We start from the raw sequence: 15,828 nt of genomic DNA on the forward strand, positions 1-15,828 counted from the left end.
TGGGAAGGCAGGCTACCGATACTTCCGATGACGATGCCTGAAGGACGCGGAAAGAAGCCGATAGGTGAGTGGCTGGTCGCCGAGGACCTCCTCACCCAGGGAGAGCTGCTCGAAGCTCTCGGCTCCCGCATGGTGGTCGACGGGAAGCGCGAGCGCCTGGGCGAGACGATCGCCCGTCTGGGATTCGTCTCCCAGGAGGACATCTCCCGGGCGGTGGCCAAGCAGTTCGGTCTGGAGTTCGCCAACAACGACCTGCCGACCGCGCACACCGGCGCCCGCGACCTGGTGCCCGAGCCCATGGCTCGTCGGCACGGCATCGTGCCGCTGTGGAACGAGGTCGACGGCACACTCGTGGTCTTGACGTCCGACCCCACGGACATCGTGGCCATGGACGACGTCCGGCTCTCTGCCGGCGCCCGTCGCATCCGCCCCATCGTCACGCCGCCCAGCCGCATCCCGGAGGCGATGAAGCAGGTCTTCCGCCCGGACGGCAGCCGCGCCGGCGACCTGGTCGACGAGATCACCTCACAGTCCGCCGCGGCCAAGGAAGTCGAGGAGCTCGAGGAGGCCGTCGAGGAAGCCGGGCCGATCATCCGCCTGGCCGAGCAGATCATCCACGACGCCCTGCACGGCAACGCCTCGGACATCCACGTCGAACCCGGCAAGGACAAGGCCCGGGTCCGCTACCGCGTCGACGGTGTGCTGCACGAGGTGATGACCCTCCCTCGTGCGATCCACGCTCCGCTGATCTCCCGCCTCAAGCTGATCGCGCAGCTCGACATCGCCGAACGGCGGCGTCCGCAGGACGGTCGCTCGACCTACCGCTCCGCCACCGGAGAGGTCGACCTCCGTGTCTCGACCCTCCCACTGCTGCACGGCGAGAAGATGGTCATGCGGCTGCTGCGCAAGGGCGCCGAACAGCTGCAGTTGGATGAGGTCGGCCTCTCCGACCAGCAACTCGACAACGTCCTGGCTCACATCGAGCGCCCCCAGGGGCTGTGTCTGCTGACCGGGCCGACAGGAGCCGGAAAGACCTCAACCCTCTACGCCTTCCTGTCCCACCTCGCCGACGACTCGCACAACCTGATCACCATCGAGGATCCGGTCGAGTACGAGCTGCCGAGCGTGAACCAGACGCCGGTCAACCACAAGATCGGCTTCACCTTCTCATCGGCCCTGAAGACCGTGCTCCGGCAGGACCCGGACGTCGTCATGGTGGGTGAGATCCGCGACTTCGACACGGCTGAGCTCGCACTCCAGGCCTCCCTGACCGGGCACATGGTGTTCTCCACGCTCCACACCAACGACGCACCTGGCGCTGTCACCCGACTGGCCGACCTCGGCATCCCCGACTACCTGATCGCCTCGTCGCTGACCATGGTCGTGGCCCAGCGGCTCGGTCGTCGTGTCTGCAGCAAGTGCGCCGAGCCGCACACCCCCACCGAGCGGGAGATCGCCCGGCTGCGCCTGAGCCGCGAGGACATCGAGTTCGACGGCTGGGTCAAGGGCCGCGGCTGCAAGGCGTGTGGGAGCACCGGCTACAAGGGTCGGATCGCATTCCTCGAGATCCTCAGCGTCGACAAGAACGTCCGGACGGCCCTGCTGCGCAAGGCCGAGGAGGACCAGATCCGACGCGCCGCGCGCAAGGGCGGGCTGCGGTCGCTTCGCGAAGACGGGTTGACCAAGGCTCGCATGGGCATCACCACACTCGAGGAGGTCATGCGGACCACCCCGACCGACCTCGTCGCCGAGGAGGACGCGATCCTGAAGGAGCTGGCCTCCGAGGACGACGACGCGGTCGCGAAGATCATGGCCGCCGTCGAGGAGGAGGCCACGTACTCCGCTGGTCTGCTGGCCGCCGGTGACGCCGAAGAGGAGCCGGTCCCGAGCGATCCACCGTTCCAACGCGTTGAGGTCGAGGAACTCGAGCGCATCGTGGAGTCTCCGCGCCACGCCGCCGACTCGATCGAGGCAGGAGCAGCTGAGCCGAAGGGGGTCGCCGGGTCCGCACTCAAGGTCGATACCGAGGTGATGGTCGCCGACCGGCCTTCGGTGCACGATCTGGAGCGAATGCTCGAAGACAGGGAGTGAGGACCGGGAGGCAAACGGGGAGTAGGGCCGGAGGAGGCACGGGTACCATCGGCCACACCCCCTCAACTTGAAAGGTCACGTGCCTCCTGTGCCCACAACAGACCAGATCATGGCAGCTCTGGGAACCGTCGACGACCCGGAGATCGGACAGCCGATCACCGACCTCGGCATGGTCGAAGCCGCCGAGATGGAGGGCACGACCGCCATCGTCGATGTCCTGTTGACGGTTCCGGGATGCCCCATGAAGGACACCATCCGCAGTGAGGTGACCAAGGCGCTGATCGACCTCGATGGCATCGACGCCGTGGACGTCCGACTCGGGTCCATGACCGAGCAACAGCGGGCCAGCCTGGCCGAGAAGGTTCGTGGCGGCGCCGGCAAGGCGCCTGGTGGCCAGGTCGTCATCCCGTTCGCGCAGTCCGACTCCACCACCAAGGTCGTCGCCATCGCCTCCGGGAAGGGCGGGGTGGGGAAGTCCTCGGTGACGACCAACCTGGCTGTCGCACTGGCCGAGCAGGGGCAGAGCGTCGGCATCCTGGACGCCGACGTCTGGGGGTACTCGATCCCGCGGATGTTGGGTGTCGAGGGCCGTCCCGTCGCCTTCAACAACATGGTGATGCCGCTCCAGGCCCACGGGGTCAAGGTCATCTCCATCGGGTTCTTCATCGACGCAGAGAAGCCAGTCATCTGGCGGGGCCCGATGTTGCACCGTGCCCTGCAGCAGTTCCTGGCCGACGTGCACTGGGGCGATCTGGACTTCCTGCTCTGCGACCTGCCGCCGGGAACCGGCGACATCGCGATCTCGCTGGCTCAGATGCTGCCCAACGCGGACATGCTCGTGGTGACCACACCACAGCAGGCGGCTCAGCGCGTGGCACTGCGGGCGGGCCAGATGACGGCTCAGACCGGCATGCGCGTCTCCGGAGTGATCGAGAACATGGCCACGTTCGTGGCACCGGACACCGGCCAGGAGTACCGCATCTTCGGCGAGGGAGGTGGCCAGCTGCTGGCTGCAGAACTCGACACCGAGGTATGGGGCTCGATCCCGATCGACACCCGTCTGCGGGCAGGATCTGACGCCGGCACACCCATCGTCATCAGCGACCCCGACTCCGAGGCCAGCCAGCGCTTCACCGAGATGGCCACGCGCCTGGCCAAGACCCGCACCTCCCTGGTGGGCAAGTCCCTGCCCCTCTCCTTCTGACGCGGAGGAAAACGCCAGGAAAACCGAAAAAGGACTTGCGGTGTCTTAGGTGCATGTCTTAGGTTCCTCCCTGCACTCGGAGAGCTTGACCGACAACCAAAGAGTTGGCTCACCGAGGATGTAAGTCAACCGCGCAGGACAAGGTCTCCGGACCGAGAAGTCGTTCCTCCTCGTCGCCTCCGAGTGCACCCAAATCCCTTCCGCTCACGCGGGAGGGATTCGTGGTTTCTGGGAGCCGGTAGGGTCCGCTCATGCGCTCTCCCGCCCAGGTTCCTCGGACCACGATCGGCGCCACCATCGCCAGCATCGACTCGTGGCTGTCCTACCAGCAGCGGTATCAACGGGTTCCGGCGGTGCAGGCGGCGGTGTGGCTGGATGGTGAGATCGTGCTGTCGGCCGCCTACGGCCACGCCGACCTGGAGACCCGGGAGGCCGTTCGCACCGATCACCGCATCCGGGTCGCATCCCACTCCAAGATCATCACCGCGACGGCGATCATGCAGCTGGCCGAGGCTGGGCGCCTTCGCCTGGACGACCCACTGCGGGAGCACCTGCCGTGGATCGCGGGGACGGCCCTCGCGGACCGCACCCTCGCGCAGCTGATGGGGCACCGCGCGGGCATCTTCCGCGACTCCTCTGATGGCTCGCACTGGCAGCTCGACCGCCCCTTCCCCGGCACCGACGACCTGCGGGATCGGGTGTGCGCCGACGAGGCTGCCACCCTCGGCACCGACGTCCGGTTCAAGTACTCCAACATCGGCTACGGGCTGCTCGGACAGGTCATCGAGGTCGTCACCGGCCAGACCTGGGGCGACCACGTGACCGGTGCGGTGTTCGAACCCGCGGGCATGTACCACACCGGCCCCGACTGGACACCCGCGGCACGCGGGCCGTTCGCCACCGCCTACTCGGGGCTGACGTGGTCGGACAGTCGGGTACCCATCGAACAGGTCGGCACCCACGCGCTGGCCTCCGCGACCGGGGTCTACTCCACGGCCGAGGACCTGTGCCGATTGGGCGCGACCTTCGTCGAAGGCGACGAGACGCTGCTGTCCGAGGCCAGCAAGCGCGCGATGACCGCCACCCCGATGCCAGTCGACGGGGTCCCTGGACTGGACTACGGCCTCGGTCTGATGGTTGCGTCGGTGAACGACCGCCGGCTGCTGGGCCACGCCGGCGGCTGGCCCGGCAGCATCAGCCGACTGCTGGTCGATCCCGAGCAGCGGTTTGCCGTCGCCGTCCTGACCACCGCCATCGACGGGCCGGCACGCGCGTTGGCCGAGGGTGCCGCCAAGCTGCTGCTCCACGCCGCCTCCACCAGCCCGGACCCCGGCGCGACCTCCAGCCGGTCGTCCGGGTCTGGGGAGGCGACGCCACCCGACGACCCCGATGATGTCCTGGGTCGCTACGTCAACGTCTGGGGAGTCCGCGACCTGACCCGGGTCGGCCATGACCTGTTGCTGCTGGACGCCACCGAGGCCGACCCGCTCGCCGGGGCCACCTGGCTGACGCCGGATGGCGACGACCGCTTCCTCATGACCCGCGGGATGGGCTTCGGGTCCGTCGGCGAGGCCGTCACCGTCGAGCGGGGTGACGCTGGTGCTGTCCGCGCCATCCGGGTCGGCGGTGCTCGCATGACGCCGTTCGATGGGACGCCGCAGCCCACCGCACCGATCCGCCTGGACTGACCGGACAGGACCGCCCAAAAACGACCGCTGGACCCGCGGTGGCGGGTCCAGTCGGTTCAGCTCTTGGTGTGGTCAGGGTCACCGACCAGCCGGCTCATTCCCAGGCAGCCACCTTGGGGTGGTCGACGCCGGAAGCACCAACCTTCGCCGCCCCACCCGGCGAACCCACGCCAGAGACCGAGTCCTCGAAGTACTCGGCATTGATCGGCGTGAACTCCTTCCACTCATCCGGGACGTCGTCCTCGTAGAAGATGGCCTCAACCGGGCAGGCCGGCTCACATGCCCCGCAGTCGACGCACTCGTCGGGGTGGATGTACAGCATCCGGTCCCCCTCGTAGATGCAGTCGACCGGGCACTCCTCGATGCAGGCCTTGTCCTTCACATCGATGCACGGCTCGGCGATCGTGTACGTCATGGTTGTAGTGCTCCTATGGGTGGCATGTTCGGACCGCGGTGCACACCATACCCTCCTTGTGACGCCATGTACCCGCAGATCACAGCAGATGACGGCACCAAGGTGTCGGGTGTGTTGCGCTCCCCCACCCCGCTGGAAGGCACACCAGGCGCGGGCGACCGGCCGACGGGCATCGCGGTCCTGCTGCACCCGCACCCGGCGTACGGCGGCGACCGCGACGTCTGGCTCCTCCCACAGATCGCCCAAGCCCTTGCTGCCGCTGACTGGGCGAGCCTGCGGATCAACTTCCGAGGCGTCGGCGACTCAGGAGGACAGCAGACCTCCGGTGAGCTGGAGCACCTCGATGCGACGGCTGCCATGGCCTGGCTGCGACGCCAGTACCCGACCGTGGCGAGGGCAGCCGTGGTCGGCTGGTCGTTCGGGGCGATGATCGGCCTGCGACTGGGGGCTGCGGCCGACCACTGGATCGGGATCGCCCCACCGACCCGGCAGGTGGAGGGCCTGCAGTTGCTCGGCCCGCTGGTACCGGAGGACCTGCCGCCGCGCCGGTCGATCATCGTCGGCAGCGACGACCAGTTCTTCCCGCCACAGACCACCAGCATCCTCCGACCCGACGACGTCTGCGTGGTGGAGGGAACGGACCACTTCTTCTTCGACCGTGATCCCGAGGTGGCCGACCTCGTCGTGTCCCTGCTATCCGGCACTGCGACCCCATCGCCAACCACATCGCCGACCACATGAGCGACTTCAGCTTGCGCGGACGCTACGTCGTCAGGATCACACCGGCTGATGTCGGCCGACGGGTGTCGGTGCGTGCGCGGGTTGGCGAGGACGCCGGTGGCCCGCAGTTCACCGACGCCGTCGGCACGCTGGAGTCCTGGTCTGACGGGATTCTGGTGATCCGACGCCGAGACGGGCAGCGCACGGAGGTGGACGAAGTCGCGATGGTGGCGGGAAAGACCCTGCCGCCTCCGCCGACCCTTCCCCGAGGCTGATCCGTCCTGGCTTAGTGGATGATCTCGTCGCCCACCCGGTGCACCCAGATGCGGCTGGTGCCACCCAACGAGCCGGGTGGGCCGGTCACCATGACGACCGTGTCGCCCGTGGCGGCCCAGTTGCCGTCAAGCAGGACCTTCTCGGCGGCCTGCAGGAGCTCCTGGGCTCGATCTTTCATCGGGACGAGCGCGGCTTCGGTCCCCCACATCAGGGCTGTTCGCCCATGGGCTCGAGCCGATGGGGTCAATCCGACCAGTGGCATCTCGGGCCGCATCTTGCTGACCAACTGCACCGACCAACCGGTCATGGAGAACGCCACGATCGCGGTCGCCTGCACATCTCGGGCGACCTGGACCGCGGACTGGGCGACCACCCGACTGACGCTCAGCTCGGAGTGTGGAGGGGGCGAGGGGTGGATCAGGTGTGGCGACCGCTCGGCCACCTCGACGATGCGGGCCATGGTCCGCACCGCCTCGACCGGGTAGGACCCCGCTGCCGTCTCCCCCGACAGCATCACCGCATCCGTGCCGTCGAAGATGGCGTTGGCGACATCGCTGGCCTCGGCACGGGTGGGCCGCGGCGAGTTGATCATCGAGTCCAACATCTCGGTTGCGGTGATCACCGGCCGGGACTCGGCGTTGGCCTCGGCGATGATCTCCTTCTGGATGGCCGGGACGCGCTCCGGACCGATCTCGACCCCGAGATCACCCCGGGCGACCATGACCGCGTCGGTGACGTCGATGATGTCGGTCAGGTTCTCGATCGCCTCTGGCCGTTCCAGCTTGGCGATCACCGGTGACTCGCCGTTCAGGGCCTTGATGCGCTCCCGGACGTCCATGATGTCGTCGGGCGTGCGGACGAACGACAGTGCCACCCAGTCGGCGCCCAGCTGATTGGCGAACTCGAGGTCCTCGATGTCCTTCTCGGTCAGGCACGGCGCGGACACCTTCACGCCCGGCAGGTTCAACCCCTTGCGCGACTTCGCCAGTCCACCAGCCACGACTCGGGCGCGGACGACGCCGTCCTCGACACGGGACGCCACGAGTCGAAGTGAGCCGTCGTCGATCAACATCAACGAGCCCGGCGTGACGTCATCCGCCAAGGCCTCGTAGACCACCGGCAGCGCGGGCAGTCCCTCGCTCTCGTAGGCGTCCAACTCCTCCACGCCGGGGTGGAGGTACACCTCGCCGCCCGTGACGATCTCGATGCCAGGGTCCGGCAGCATGCCGAGGCGGATCTTCGGGCCCTGCAGATCCGCGAGGCAGCCGACGTTGCGACCCAGTCGCTGACCCAGCTCCCGGACCGTCTCCAGACGCCGCGCGTGGGTGTCGTGGTCACCGTGGCTGAAGTTCAGCCGCACGACGTCGATGCCGGCCTCGACGGCCGCGCGCAGCTTCTCCCGGTCATCGAGGGCCGGGCCCAGCGTTGCAACGATCTTTGCTCTACGAGTCACATCGACTCCGGGGGTTGTTGGTGAGAGTGTCGGACTACAGTACAAATCTCTGGCATCATCCAAAGCGGAATTGGATACGAATACACTCCCGTGGCAGGCCTTCTGCCTCCTCGTTCCTACACCAAAGGACTTTCAGACATCATGCGTTCACGTTCGATAGCACTGGTGCTCGGCCTCTTGGCCGCACTGCTCATCTTCCCAACAGCTGCTTCCGCACAGAGCAGCGCCGAGATCTGCGACACCGACGCCATCGTCGAGGCGGTCCAGGGTGGCGACGAGGCGGGCACGCTGGAGGGCATGGCTGACGACCCGGTCGGCACCGCGGCCTCCAACAACCCGGTCCTCACCACGTTGACCACCGCCGTCGACGCCGCCGGCCTGGTGGACACCCTGAACTCCGCAGAGGCCCTGACGGTCTTCGCACCAACCGACTGTGCCTTCGCGGCAATGGACGCCGCGACGCTCGACGCCGCGCTGGCCGACCCGTCGGGTCTGCTGACCACGGTGCTGGGTTACCACGTCATCGCCGGCCAGCAGCTGTCCGCCGCGGACCTGTCCGGTGAGTACGAGACCTTCACCGGCGAGACCATCACCGTGACCCCGCCGGACGTCGACGGTCAGGCCCAGGTCCTGGTGCCGGACGTCATGACCGCAAACGCCACCGTCCACCTCATCGACTCCGTGCTGCTCCCGCCGAGCGTGACCGGTGCCGCTGCTGGCGGCGAGGACACCTCCACCGACACCGACGCCGGTGCTGAGGAAGGCGACGCCGAGGGCGGCGACGATGCCGCAGCCGACACCCCGACCGACACGGGCGGGGACGACGCTGAAGCCCCGACCGGCGGTGTTGCCACCGGTGCTGGTGGAACGGCCTCCTCGGGTCTGCCCACGCCACTGGTCGCCGTGGGTGTCCTCGGCCTCGTGGCCCTGGGTGGTGCGCTCATCGCCCGTCGCGCCGCCTAGCGCCAGGCAGAGACTGAGGCTCAGCTGCCGCTGAGCCCTCGATCACACGGTGGGCTGTCGGAACTCTCCGGCGGCCCACCGTCGTTTTCGGAACTACCATGCCGCTACAAATGAGCGACCTCCCAACGCGTGATCACCCATGAGTGACGACGCCGATCAGACGCCGGACCCCAAGCCGTCCGACATCGACGCCGAACTGGCCATCATGGCCGATGTGGTGTCTGGCGGTGCAGCCGAAGACGACCCGGAGAGCGGCTCCTCATCCGAGGACGACCCGGACACGGAAGGGCATCCCGCCGGCGCGGTCGACCGTGCGATCGAGGACACACCGGAGACAGACCAGCCACCGGAGGCAGACCGGCCACCGGACGCCGAGGAAGCCGGCAAGGTCAGCACCGTCTCGCGGGCCGTGTCCTGGCTCGCGACGGGTGCAGCGGTGACGATCTTGGTCCTGTGGGGCACCGGAACCTTCGATGTGCCGAGCATCCGCGAGATCGTGCTCCGAGAGGACTCCGCCGACCCCTCACCCAGCGTCACAGCGACGGCTCCGCTGACCGGCGCGGAGGTCACCCCGGAGCAGGCCCCGCCGCCACCGCCACCCGAGGTCCAGCGCGGCGATCCATCGTTCATCGAGATCCCAGCCATCGGCGTCCGTGCCAGCGTGATCCCCCTCAACACGATGGAGAACGGGGAGCTGGAGGTCCCGACCGACTTCGCCCAGACGGGTTGGTGGCAGGGCGGCCCGGAACCGGGCGAGCGTGGACCCTCGGTGATCGCTGGTCATGTGGACTCGGTGAACGGCCCCGCGGTGTTCTTCGCGCTCGAGGAGCTGGTCTTCGACGATGCGATCACCATCACACGTGGCGATGGCTCCTCCGCGGTCTTCGCGGTGCGGAGCACGCTGAACGTCACCAAGGAGGAGTTCCCCAGCGATCTGGTGTACGGCGAGACCGACGACGCCCAGCTCCGGCTCATCACCTGTGACGGGGGGTTCGATCAGGGCTCCTACACCGGCAACCTGATCATCACCGCCGAGCTGGTCGAGGAACGGCCACCCCCGGAATCCGGCGCAATCTTCTAGCCAGTCGGCTCCGAACAACGTTCAGCGGTCCGTAACCGCACCTTTACGCTGCGCGTCTTGGTGCTACGCTGGCATGAGTCCCATGGACCACTCACCGCAATCGCAGATGGACAGCGCGACCGCGTCGCTCGCCCGATCGCTGGGGATCACCAAGGACGAACTCATCGGGCAGATCGTCTCGGAGTGCCTGCGAGATCTGGAGGACAGGACCGGCTCGCGGCCGCCGTACATCCGTCTGGGTGCGGAGGCCGCCAGGCCCAGGCACCTGTCACTGGTTGACGTGGAGGGTTCGACGGCTCACTTGGAGGGTTCGAAGGGCTGACCGACGGCGGCCGGCGCGATGGCTCGCCCGATCACGCCGGCGAGCACGATGATCGTCACCACGTACGGCAGTGACTGGGCCAACTGGCTGGGGATCTCGAGCGTGGGGACGGGCACGCCGAGGAACCGGACATCCTCGAGCGTGACCGACAGTGACTGCAGTCTGATGCCGAAGGCGTTGGCGAACCCGAACAGCAACGCGCCGCCGAACGCCGGCCACGGCCGCCACTTGCCGAAGATCAGCGCGGCGAGGGCGATGAACCCAGCACCGTTGGTCATGTTGTCCTCGAAGCGACCGACCGACTCGAGGGAGAACCAGGCGCCGCCGAGACCCGCGATCAAGCCACCCAGGATGACCGCGGCGTAGCGCACGCGGACCGGGTCGATCCCGAGCGTCTCGGCCGCATGGGGGTTCTCCCCGACGGAGCGGACCCGCAGCCCGAACGGCGTGCGGAACATCAGGTAGGCCGAACCGAGCAGTAGCAGGAACATCGAGAGGTAGATCGGCTGCCCCACGAACAGATCGCCGATGATCGGAAGCCGGTGCAGTCCGGGGATCATGATGTCGTCAGGCCGGATCCCGGTGCCGACGCCGGCCGGCACGATGACCTGCTGCCGCAGGTAGGACGTCAGTCCCAGTGCGAGCAGGTTGATGACGACGCCGCTGATGATCTGGTCGGTGCGAAAGGTGACGGTCAGCACGGCGTGCAGCGCCGCCATGAGGCCGCCCACGATCACCGCCACGACCACCGAGGCGTACAGCCAGAACCCGCCTTCAGCCTGCCCCATCACGGCGTAGGTCATGAACCCCCCGCCGGCCCCGGCGAGCATCATGCCCTCGATGCCGATGTTGACGACCCCGGATCGTTCGCTCCACAGCCCCGCCAGCGCGCCCAGCGCGATGGGTGTGCTCTGGACCAGCGACTGCTGGATCAGCGGGATGAGGTTGGTCTGCTGACTGCTGGTGGAGTAGGCGAGGGAGAGGATGAGGACCAACGGCACGAAGGCCGCGGTGGCCACGATCAGGGCGATGGAGGTGACCCGGCCGAGGCGGCGTTCGAGCACGCCGGCGATGCCGGCCAGCAGCAGCAGCGCCCCGATGCCCAGGACGGCACCTCCCGGGTCCAGCGACAGCGTCGGCGCGTCGGGCGGGATGCCGAAGGTGAATGCGACGTCGTTCTCGGGCACCCGCCGGGCGAACTCCAGCAACCCGATCCCGAGCACCACGTAGATCCAGCCGATCCGGACCAGTCGGGTCCGCGGCAGGGTGACGGCCTCAGCGTCCTCCGCGATCGGTCGAGAGTCTGTGGTGACTGCGGACATGTCTCTCACCCTCCCCAGCCGGTGGCGAGCACGGTTCGGTTCTCATCGTCGCCCTCCACCTTGAACAGGCGCCGGACGATCAGGTCGGCAGCGACGAAGAGCAGGATCAACGCCTGCACGATGCGGACGAGGTCGATCGACAGGTCGGCCTCCAACTGCATGAGCGGTGCGCCGCTGAGCAGGGCTCCCCACAGCAGGGAGGACGGGATGACCGCCCACGGATTGCCCTTGGCCAGCAGCGCGATCGCGATGGCGTCGAAGCCGATGTTGCGGAACACGCCGGGCTGGATGAAGCCGACCGAACCGGACACCTCGCCCACCCCGGCCAACCCGGCGAACGCACCGCTGACCGCCATGACCAGGATCCAGGTGCGGGACACGCTCATCCCCGCGTAGGTGGCCGCTGACGGGTTCAGTCCAACGGTCTTGATCTCGAAGCCGGTTGTGGTCCGCTGCATCACGAACCACATCACGCCACACAGCGCGATGCCGAGAATCAGCCCCCAGTGCAGTGCCGAGCCGCTCCCGCCCGGCAGGAACGGAAGCCGGGCTGCCTCCGCGATCGGACGGGAGTGGGGCACCGACGAGGTCGTGTCCAACAGGATGACCGGGTCACGGCCCAGCACCACCCACTCCACCAACCGCAGGGCGATCGTGTTCAGCATGATCGTCGTGATGACCTCGTGAGCCCCGGTCTTCGCCTTGAGGTAGCCGGGAAACCCGCCGTACAACGCTCCGCCAAGCGCTCCCATGATCAGCACGATCGGCAGGGCCACGATGGCCGGCAGGCCCTGGAGCCACGCCCAGGTGCCGGCCCAGCCGCCGAGCAGCGCACCGATGAGCACCTGTCCCTCCGCACCGATGTTGAACAGACCCGCCTTGAACGCGAACGCGACGGCCAGCGAGGCGGCGATGAACGGCGTGGACCGGGCCAGCGACGACGCCAGCCGCGACGGGGACCCCACAGCTCCCCGGAGCAGCGCCCAGTACGCCTCGAACGGCTTGCCGATGACGGCCCCGTAGTCGAGCTGGCCCAGCCGGCCGAAGAACCCCAGTTCGGAGTTCTCCAAGCCCTGCAGTTGGTTGACCACCTCCGTCGCAACGATGACCACGCCGCCGAGCAGGACGGCGCACAGCAGGGCGTACGTCAGGACCTTCAGCTGTGTCAGGTTGGCCCAGCGGGCAATGAGGCTCTCCGACCCGCCGCTGGAGTCGTCGGGGGCACCGCTGTCCGGCCGCGAGGACGGCGGCTCCTCGCGCGGCCCCTTCGTCGGCGCACTCATCCTGGGATCTCCTCGATGTCCTCAGTTGGGGTGGTCGGTGGGCCGGGGTCGTCACCGCCGGCCATCAGCACACCCAGACGCTCGCGGGAGGCCTCACTGCGCGGCATCTCGGCCACGATGTGCCCGCGGTACAGGACCCCGACGGTGTCGGCCAGGCTGAGGATCTCATCCAGCTCCGCGCTGACGAGGAGCACCGCGGTTCCCTGGTCACGTTTGCCCACGATCTGAGAGTGGATGAACTCGATGGAGCCGACGTCCAGGCCGCGAGTCGGCTGGGCGACGATCAACAGGTTGAGGTCGCGAGAGACCTCACGTGCGATGACCACCTTCTGCTGGTTGCCTCCCGAGAGGGTGCTTGCCGGCACCTCCGTGCCGGGGGTCCGGACGTCGTAGCGCTCCACGAGCTCGACGGCTTGCTCCTCCATCGCATCCCGGTTCATCACCCAGCCGCTGGAGAAGGGCTTGCGGTTGTAGCTGTTCAGCACCAGGTTCTGGGTGATGGTGAAGGCACCGACGATCCCATGCTTGTTGCGGTCTTCGGGCACGTGGCCCACACCCAGCCGCTCGACCTTGCGCGGTGTGAGCCCGACGATGTCGGTCCCGCGGATCGTGACCCGGCCCTCCGAGATGTCCCTCATGCCGGCGATGGCCTCGACCAGTTCGCGTTGCCCGTTTCCCTCGACGCCGGCGATCCCGTAGATCTCCCCGGCACGGACGGCGAAGGTGCAGCCGGCCACGGTGATGACGTCACGCTCGTCGGTGACGCCGAGGCGCTCCACCTCCAAGGTGGTCTCACCGGGCGTTGCGGCGGCCTTGTCGACCTTGAATGACACCTCGCGACCCACCATGAGCTCGGCCAGGTCCTTGGTCGTCGAGGTCGTCGGGTCGGCGCTGCCCACAACTCGGCCACGCCGAAGCACGGTGACCTGGTCGGCGACCGCGAGCACCTCGCGCAGCTTGTGGGTGATGAACACGATGGACTTGCCGGCGTCGACCAGGGTCTGCACCACGGTGAAGAACTCATCCACCTCACCAGGTGTCAGCACCGCGGTGGGCTCGTCCAGGATCAGGATCTCCGCGTCGCGGTAGAGGGCCTTGATCAGCTCGACGCGCTGTTGCGCCCCCACGCTGAGGTCTCCGACTAGGTCGTCGGGGTCGACTTCGAGCCCGTACTCGGTGCTGAGCTCGATCACCCGCGACCGGGCTGCGGCGATGTCCAGCTTCGTCGGTCGTGAGCGTTCGTCACCGAGGATGACGTTCTCGGCCACGGAGAGCACCGGAATCAACTGGAAGTGCTGGTGGACCATCCCGATGCCGGCGGCGATCGCATCACGGGAGGAGTCGAAGCTCACGCGCTCGCCGTGGACCTTGATGTAGCCGGAGGTGGGCTGGTACAGCCCGAAGACCACGTTCATCAACGTGGACTTGCCGGCGCCGTTCTCGCCCAACAGGCAGTGGATCTGGCCGCGGTGGAGCGAGAAGTTCACGTCCTCGTTGGCGATCACGCCGGGGAAGGCCTTGGTGACGTCGACGACCTCGAGCACCGGCGTGTCGGGGGACTCCGTCACTGGGAACTGCCTCTCAACCGTCTGTCACTCCTCGTGTCCACCGAACCGAAAACAGCCCGACTCGTCGACTCCACTGCTGTGGGGTGTTCGAGCCGGGCTGTGAAGCCTAGAGGGTGAGGGCCTCGTTCAGGAAGCCCTCACCCCGCCGGGCGCTACTGCGGCAGACCGGTGACCGGGTCGATGCCGGTCTCGATGGAACCGTCGGCCAGTCCTGCGCGGACCTCCTCGATCTGCGATGCCACGTCATCCGGGACGTCGGCATCGTGGAACGGGGCGTAGCTGATGCCGCCGTTGGCGGCGTCCAGGGTGAAGATGCCACCCGAGAAGTCGCCGGTCAGCGACTCGCCGATCTGGACGAAGGTGCCCAGGTCGACACGCTTGATCGCCGATGTGGCCAGGCGATCAGCACCGGGCGAGGAGCCGCCACCGAAGGTGGTGAAGTACTCGTCCTGGTCCACGCCGATGCCCCAGGCGCCGGCCTCGGCGGCAGCCTGGACGGCACCCGAGCCGGTCTGGCCGCCAGCGCCGAAGATGACGTCGGCACCCTCGCCGAGGAACTGCTCAGCAGCAGAGGCACCCTGCGCAGGGTCGGTGAAGGAGTCGGTGTAGACGCTCAGGACGTTGATGTCCGGGTTGACCGACTGCGCACCGGCCTCATAGCCGTTGACGAAGCGGACCACTGGCGGGACGGTCTCCAGACCGCCGACGACGCCCACGGTGCCCGACTCGCTCAGCAGAGCGGCCATGGCACCAGCGATGTACCCACCCTGGTCTTCGCGGAACAGGATCCCGACGTAGTTCTCGGGGTACTCCTCCTGGAACTGGTCGATGCCGATGAAGTTGATGTCCGGGTTGGCGTTGGCGGCCTCGAGGGTGGTGTCAGCGAGCAGGAAGCCGACGGTCACGACGACCTCGGGATCGCTCTCGAGGATGGTCTCGATGTTCGTGGAGTAGTCGGCCTCGGATGCGGTCTCGATGACGTTGGTCTCGAAGCCGAGGCAGTCTGCTGCAGCCTCCATGCCGTCGTTGGCGAACTGGTTGAAGGTGCCGTCGTCGATGCGGCCGATGTCGGTCACCAGACCGACGTTGAAGTCCTCGGGGACCTCGGTGCCCTCGTAGTCAGCGCAGACGTCCTCCAGCGTCGCGCCGCCGGAGACCTCGTCGCCCTCGTCCATGGCCTCTTCGTCCATGGCCTCTTCGGTGGGCTCCTCCTCGTCCATGGCCTCTTCGTCCATGGCGTCCTCGGTGGGCTCCTCCTCGTCCATGGGCTCTTCGTCCATGGCATCCTCGGTGGGCTCCTCCTCGTCCATGGCCTCTTCGGTGGGCTCGGTGTCCTCGTCGGCCTCGTCAGCACCGTCGTCAGCACAGGCGGCCGCGACGAGTGACAGGATCAGCAGCAGGGCCAGCATGGCCATGCGGCGGCTAAGCGTCGTCATGGGGGT

Annotated in this window: 14 protein-coding genes; 8 read left to right on the forward strand and 6 right to left on the reverse strand. The window is 67.7% G+C overall.

The features are described from left to right. Window positions 1-27 precede the first annotated feature (27 nt). The 3 genes from C1746_RS19540 (at window position 28) to C1746_RS19550 (ending at window position 4,983) form a co-directional block, all read left to right on the forward strand. On the forward strand, window positions 28-2,091 hold the full coding sequence (locus tag C1746_RS19540) for a GspE/PulE family protein (RefSeq protein ID WP_116716441.1): 2,064 nt from the start codon (window positions 28-30) through the stop codon (window positions 2,089-2,091). Window positions 2,092-2,179: 88 nt separating this feature from the next. Then, window positions 2,180-3,295, forward strand: coding sequence for an Mrp/NBP35 family ATP-binding protein (locus C1746_RS19545; RefSeq protein ID WP_205712008.1), 1,116 nt, complete (start codon window positions 2,180-2,182; stop codon window positions 3,293-3,295). A 251-nt stretch (window positions 3,296-3,546) separates the two neighbouring features. Continuing rightward, the gene (locus tag C1746_RS19550; RefSeq protein ID WP_116716442.1) at window positions 3,547-4,983 is read left to right on the forward strand and encodes a serine hydrolase domain-containing protein; all 1,437 of its coding nucleotides are present in this window, start codon (window positions 3,547-3,549) and stop codon (window positions 4,981-4,983) included. A gap of 94 nt (window positions 4,984-5,077) precedes the next feature. Here the strand turns inward: C1746_RS19550 and fdxA are convergent, their stop codons facing one another. Beyond that, entirely contained in the window at window positions 5,078-5,398 is a 321-nt protein-coding gene (gene fdxA / locus C1746_RS19555; RefSeq protein WP_116716443.1) for a ferredoxin, read from the reverse strand. Between the two features lie 66 nt (window positions 5,399-5,464). Between fdxA and C1746_RS19560 the strand changes: the two genes are divergently transcribed. Together C1746_RS19560 and C1746_RS19565 are read left to right on the forward strand one after the other, a co-directional pair. Then, window positions 5,465-6,139 (forward strand): alpha/beta hydrolase, encoded by a 675-nt coding sequence (locus C1746_RS19560; RefSeq protein WP_162867989.1) that lies wholly within the window; start codon window positions 5,465-5,467, stop codon window positions 6,137-6,139. Then, a complete protein-coding gene (locus C1746_RS19565; RefSeq protein ID WP_116716445.1) occupies window positions 6,136-6,393 on the forward strand; it encodes a putative acetyltransferase in 258 nt (85 codons plus the stop codon). The genes C1746_RS19560 and C1746_RS19565 overlap by 4 nt, the downstream gene beginning before the upstream one ends. Window positions 6,394-6,404: 11 nt before the next feature. Here the strand turns inward: C1746_RS19565 and pyk are convergent, their stop codons facing one another. Further along, window positions 6,405-7,847, reverse strand: a complete 1,443-nt coding sequence (gene pyk, locus C1746_RS19570; protein WP_116716446.1) for a pyruvate kinase — start codon at window positions 7,845-7,847, stop codon at window positions 6,405-6,407. A gap of 141 nt (window positions 7,848-7,988) precedes the next feature. Between pyk and C1746_RS19575 the strand changes: the two genes are divergently transcribed. From C1746_RS19575 to C1746_RS19585, 3 genes are all read left to right on the forward strand, one after another. Next, entirely contained in the window at window positions 7,989-8,810 is an 822-nt protein-coding gene (locus C1746_RS19575) for a fasciclin domain-containing protein (RefSeq protein ID WP_116716447.1), read from the forward strand. Window positions 8,811-8,949: 139 nt separating this feature from the next. Next, on the forward strand, window positions 8,950-9,891 hold the full coding sequence (locus C1746_RS19580) for a sortase domain-containing protein (protein WP_205712009.1): 942 nt from the start codon (window positions 8,950-8,952) through the stop codon (window positions 9,889-9,891). 82 nt (window positions 9,892-9,973) lie between these two features. Next, window positions 9,974-10,213 carry a hypothetical protein gene (locus C1746_RS19585; protein ID WP_162867990.1) on the forward strand — a complete coding sequence of 80 codons (240 nt, stop codon included), beginning with the start codon at window positions 9,974-9,976 and terminating at the stop codon, window positions 10,211-10,213. Here the strand turns inward: C1746_RS19585 and C1746_RS19590 are convergent. From C1746_RS19590 to C1746_RS19605, 4 genes are all read right to left on the reverse strand, one after another. Then, entirely contained in the window at window positions 10,189-11,535 is a 1,347-nt protein-coding gene (locus C1746_RS19590; RefSeq protein WP_116716449.1) for an ABC transporter permease, read from the reverse strand. The genes C1746_RS19585 and C1746_RS19590 overlap by 25 nt on opposite strands. A 5-nt stretch (window positions 11,536-11,540) precedes the next feature. Next, window positions 11,541-12,818, reverse strand: coding sequence for an ABC transporter permease (locus tag C1746_RS19595; RefSeq protein ID WP_116716450.1), 1,278 nt, complete (start codon window positions 12,816-12,818; stop codon window positions 11,541-11,543). Next, complete coding sequence (locus tag C1746_RS19600; RefSeq protein ID WP_116716451.1) at window positions 12,815-14,386, reverse strand: ABC transporter ATP-binding protein; 1,572 nt, start codon at window positions 14,384-14,386, stop codon at window positions 12,815-12,817. The genes C1746_RS19595 and C1746_RS19600 overlap by 4 nt, the downstream gene beginning before the upstream one ends. Before the next feature lie 152 nt (window positions 14,387-14,538). Then, the gene (locus tag C1746_RS19605) at window positions 14,539-15,822 is read right to left on the reverse strand and encodes a BMP family lipoprotein (protein ID WP_162867991.1); all 1,284 of its coding nucleotides are present in this window, start codon (window positions 15,820-15,822) and stop codon (window positions 14,539-14,541) included. Between the last annotated feature and the right edge of the window lie 6 nt (window positions 15,823-15,828).

It is taken from the genome of Euzebya tangerina (assembly GCF_003074135.1).
Taxonomy (GTDB): domain Bacteria; phylum Actinomycetota; class Nitriliruptoria; order Euzebyales; family Euzebyaceae; genus Euzebya; species Euzebya tangerina.

What these genes read in the sequence shown, in the direction of transcription:
- C1746_RS19540 (WP_116716441.1), top strand. Translation starts at nt 28, where the DNA reads ATGACGATGCCTGAAGGACGCGGAAAGAAGCCGATAGGTGAGTGGCTG.
- C1746_RS19550 (WP_116716442.1), top strand. Translation starts at nt 3,547, where the DNA reads ATGCGCTCTCCCGCCCAGGTTCCTCGGACCACGATCGGCGCCACCATC.
- fdxA (WP_116716443.1), bottom strand. Translation starts at nt 5,398, where the DNA reads ATGACGTACACGATCGCCGAGCCGTGCATCGATGTGAAGGACAAGGCC.
- C1746_RS19560 (WP_162867989.1), top strand. Translation starts at nt 5,465, where the DNA reads ATGTACCCGCAGATCACAGCAGATGACGGCACCAAGGTGTCGGGTGTG.
- C1746_RS19565 (WP_116716445.1), top strand. Translation starts at nt 6,136, where the DNA reads ATGAGCGACTTCAGCTTGCGCGGACGCTACGTCGTCAGGATCACACCG.
- C1746_RS19575 (WP_116716447.1), top strand. Translation starts at nt 7,989, where the DNA reads ATGCGTTCACGTTCGATAGCACTGGTGCTCGGCCTCTTGGCCGCACTG.
- C1746_RS19580 (WP_205712009.1), top strand. Translation starts at nt 8,950, where the DNA reads ATGAGTGACGACGCCGATCAGACGCCGGACCCCAAGCCGTCCGACATC.
- C1746_RS19585 (WP_162867990.1), top strand. Translation starts at nt 9,974, where the DNA reads ATGGACCACTCACCGCAATCGCAGATGGACAGCGCGACCGCGTCGCTC.
- C1746_RS19590 (WP_116716449.1), bottom strand. Translation starts at nt 11,535, where the DNA reads ATGTCCGCAGTCACCACAGACTCTCGACCGATCGCGGAGGACGCTGAG.
- C1746_RS19595 (WP_116716450.1), bottom strand. Translation starts at nt 12,818, where the DNA reads ATGAGTGCGCCGACGAAGGGGCCGCGCGAGGAGCCGCCGTCCTCGCGG.
- C1746_RS19605 (WP_162867991.1), bottom strand. Translation starts at nt 15,822, where the DNA reads ATGACGACGCTTAGCCGCCGCATGGCCATGCTGGCCCTGCTGCTGATC.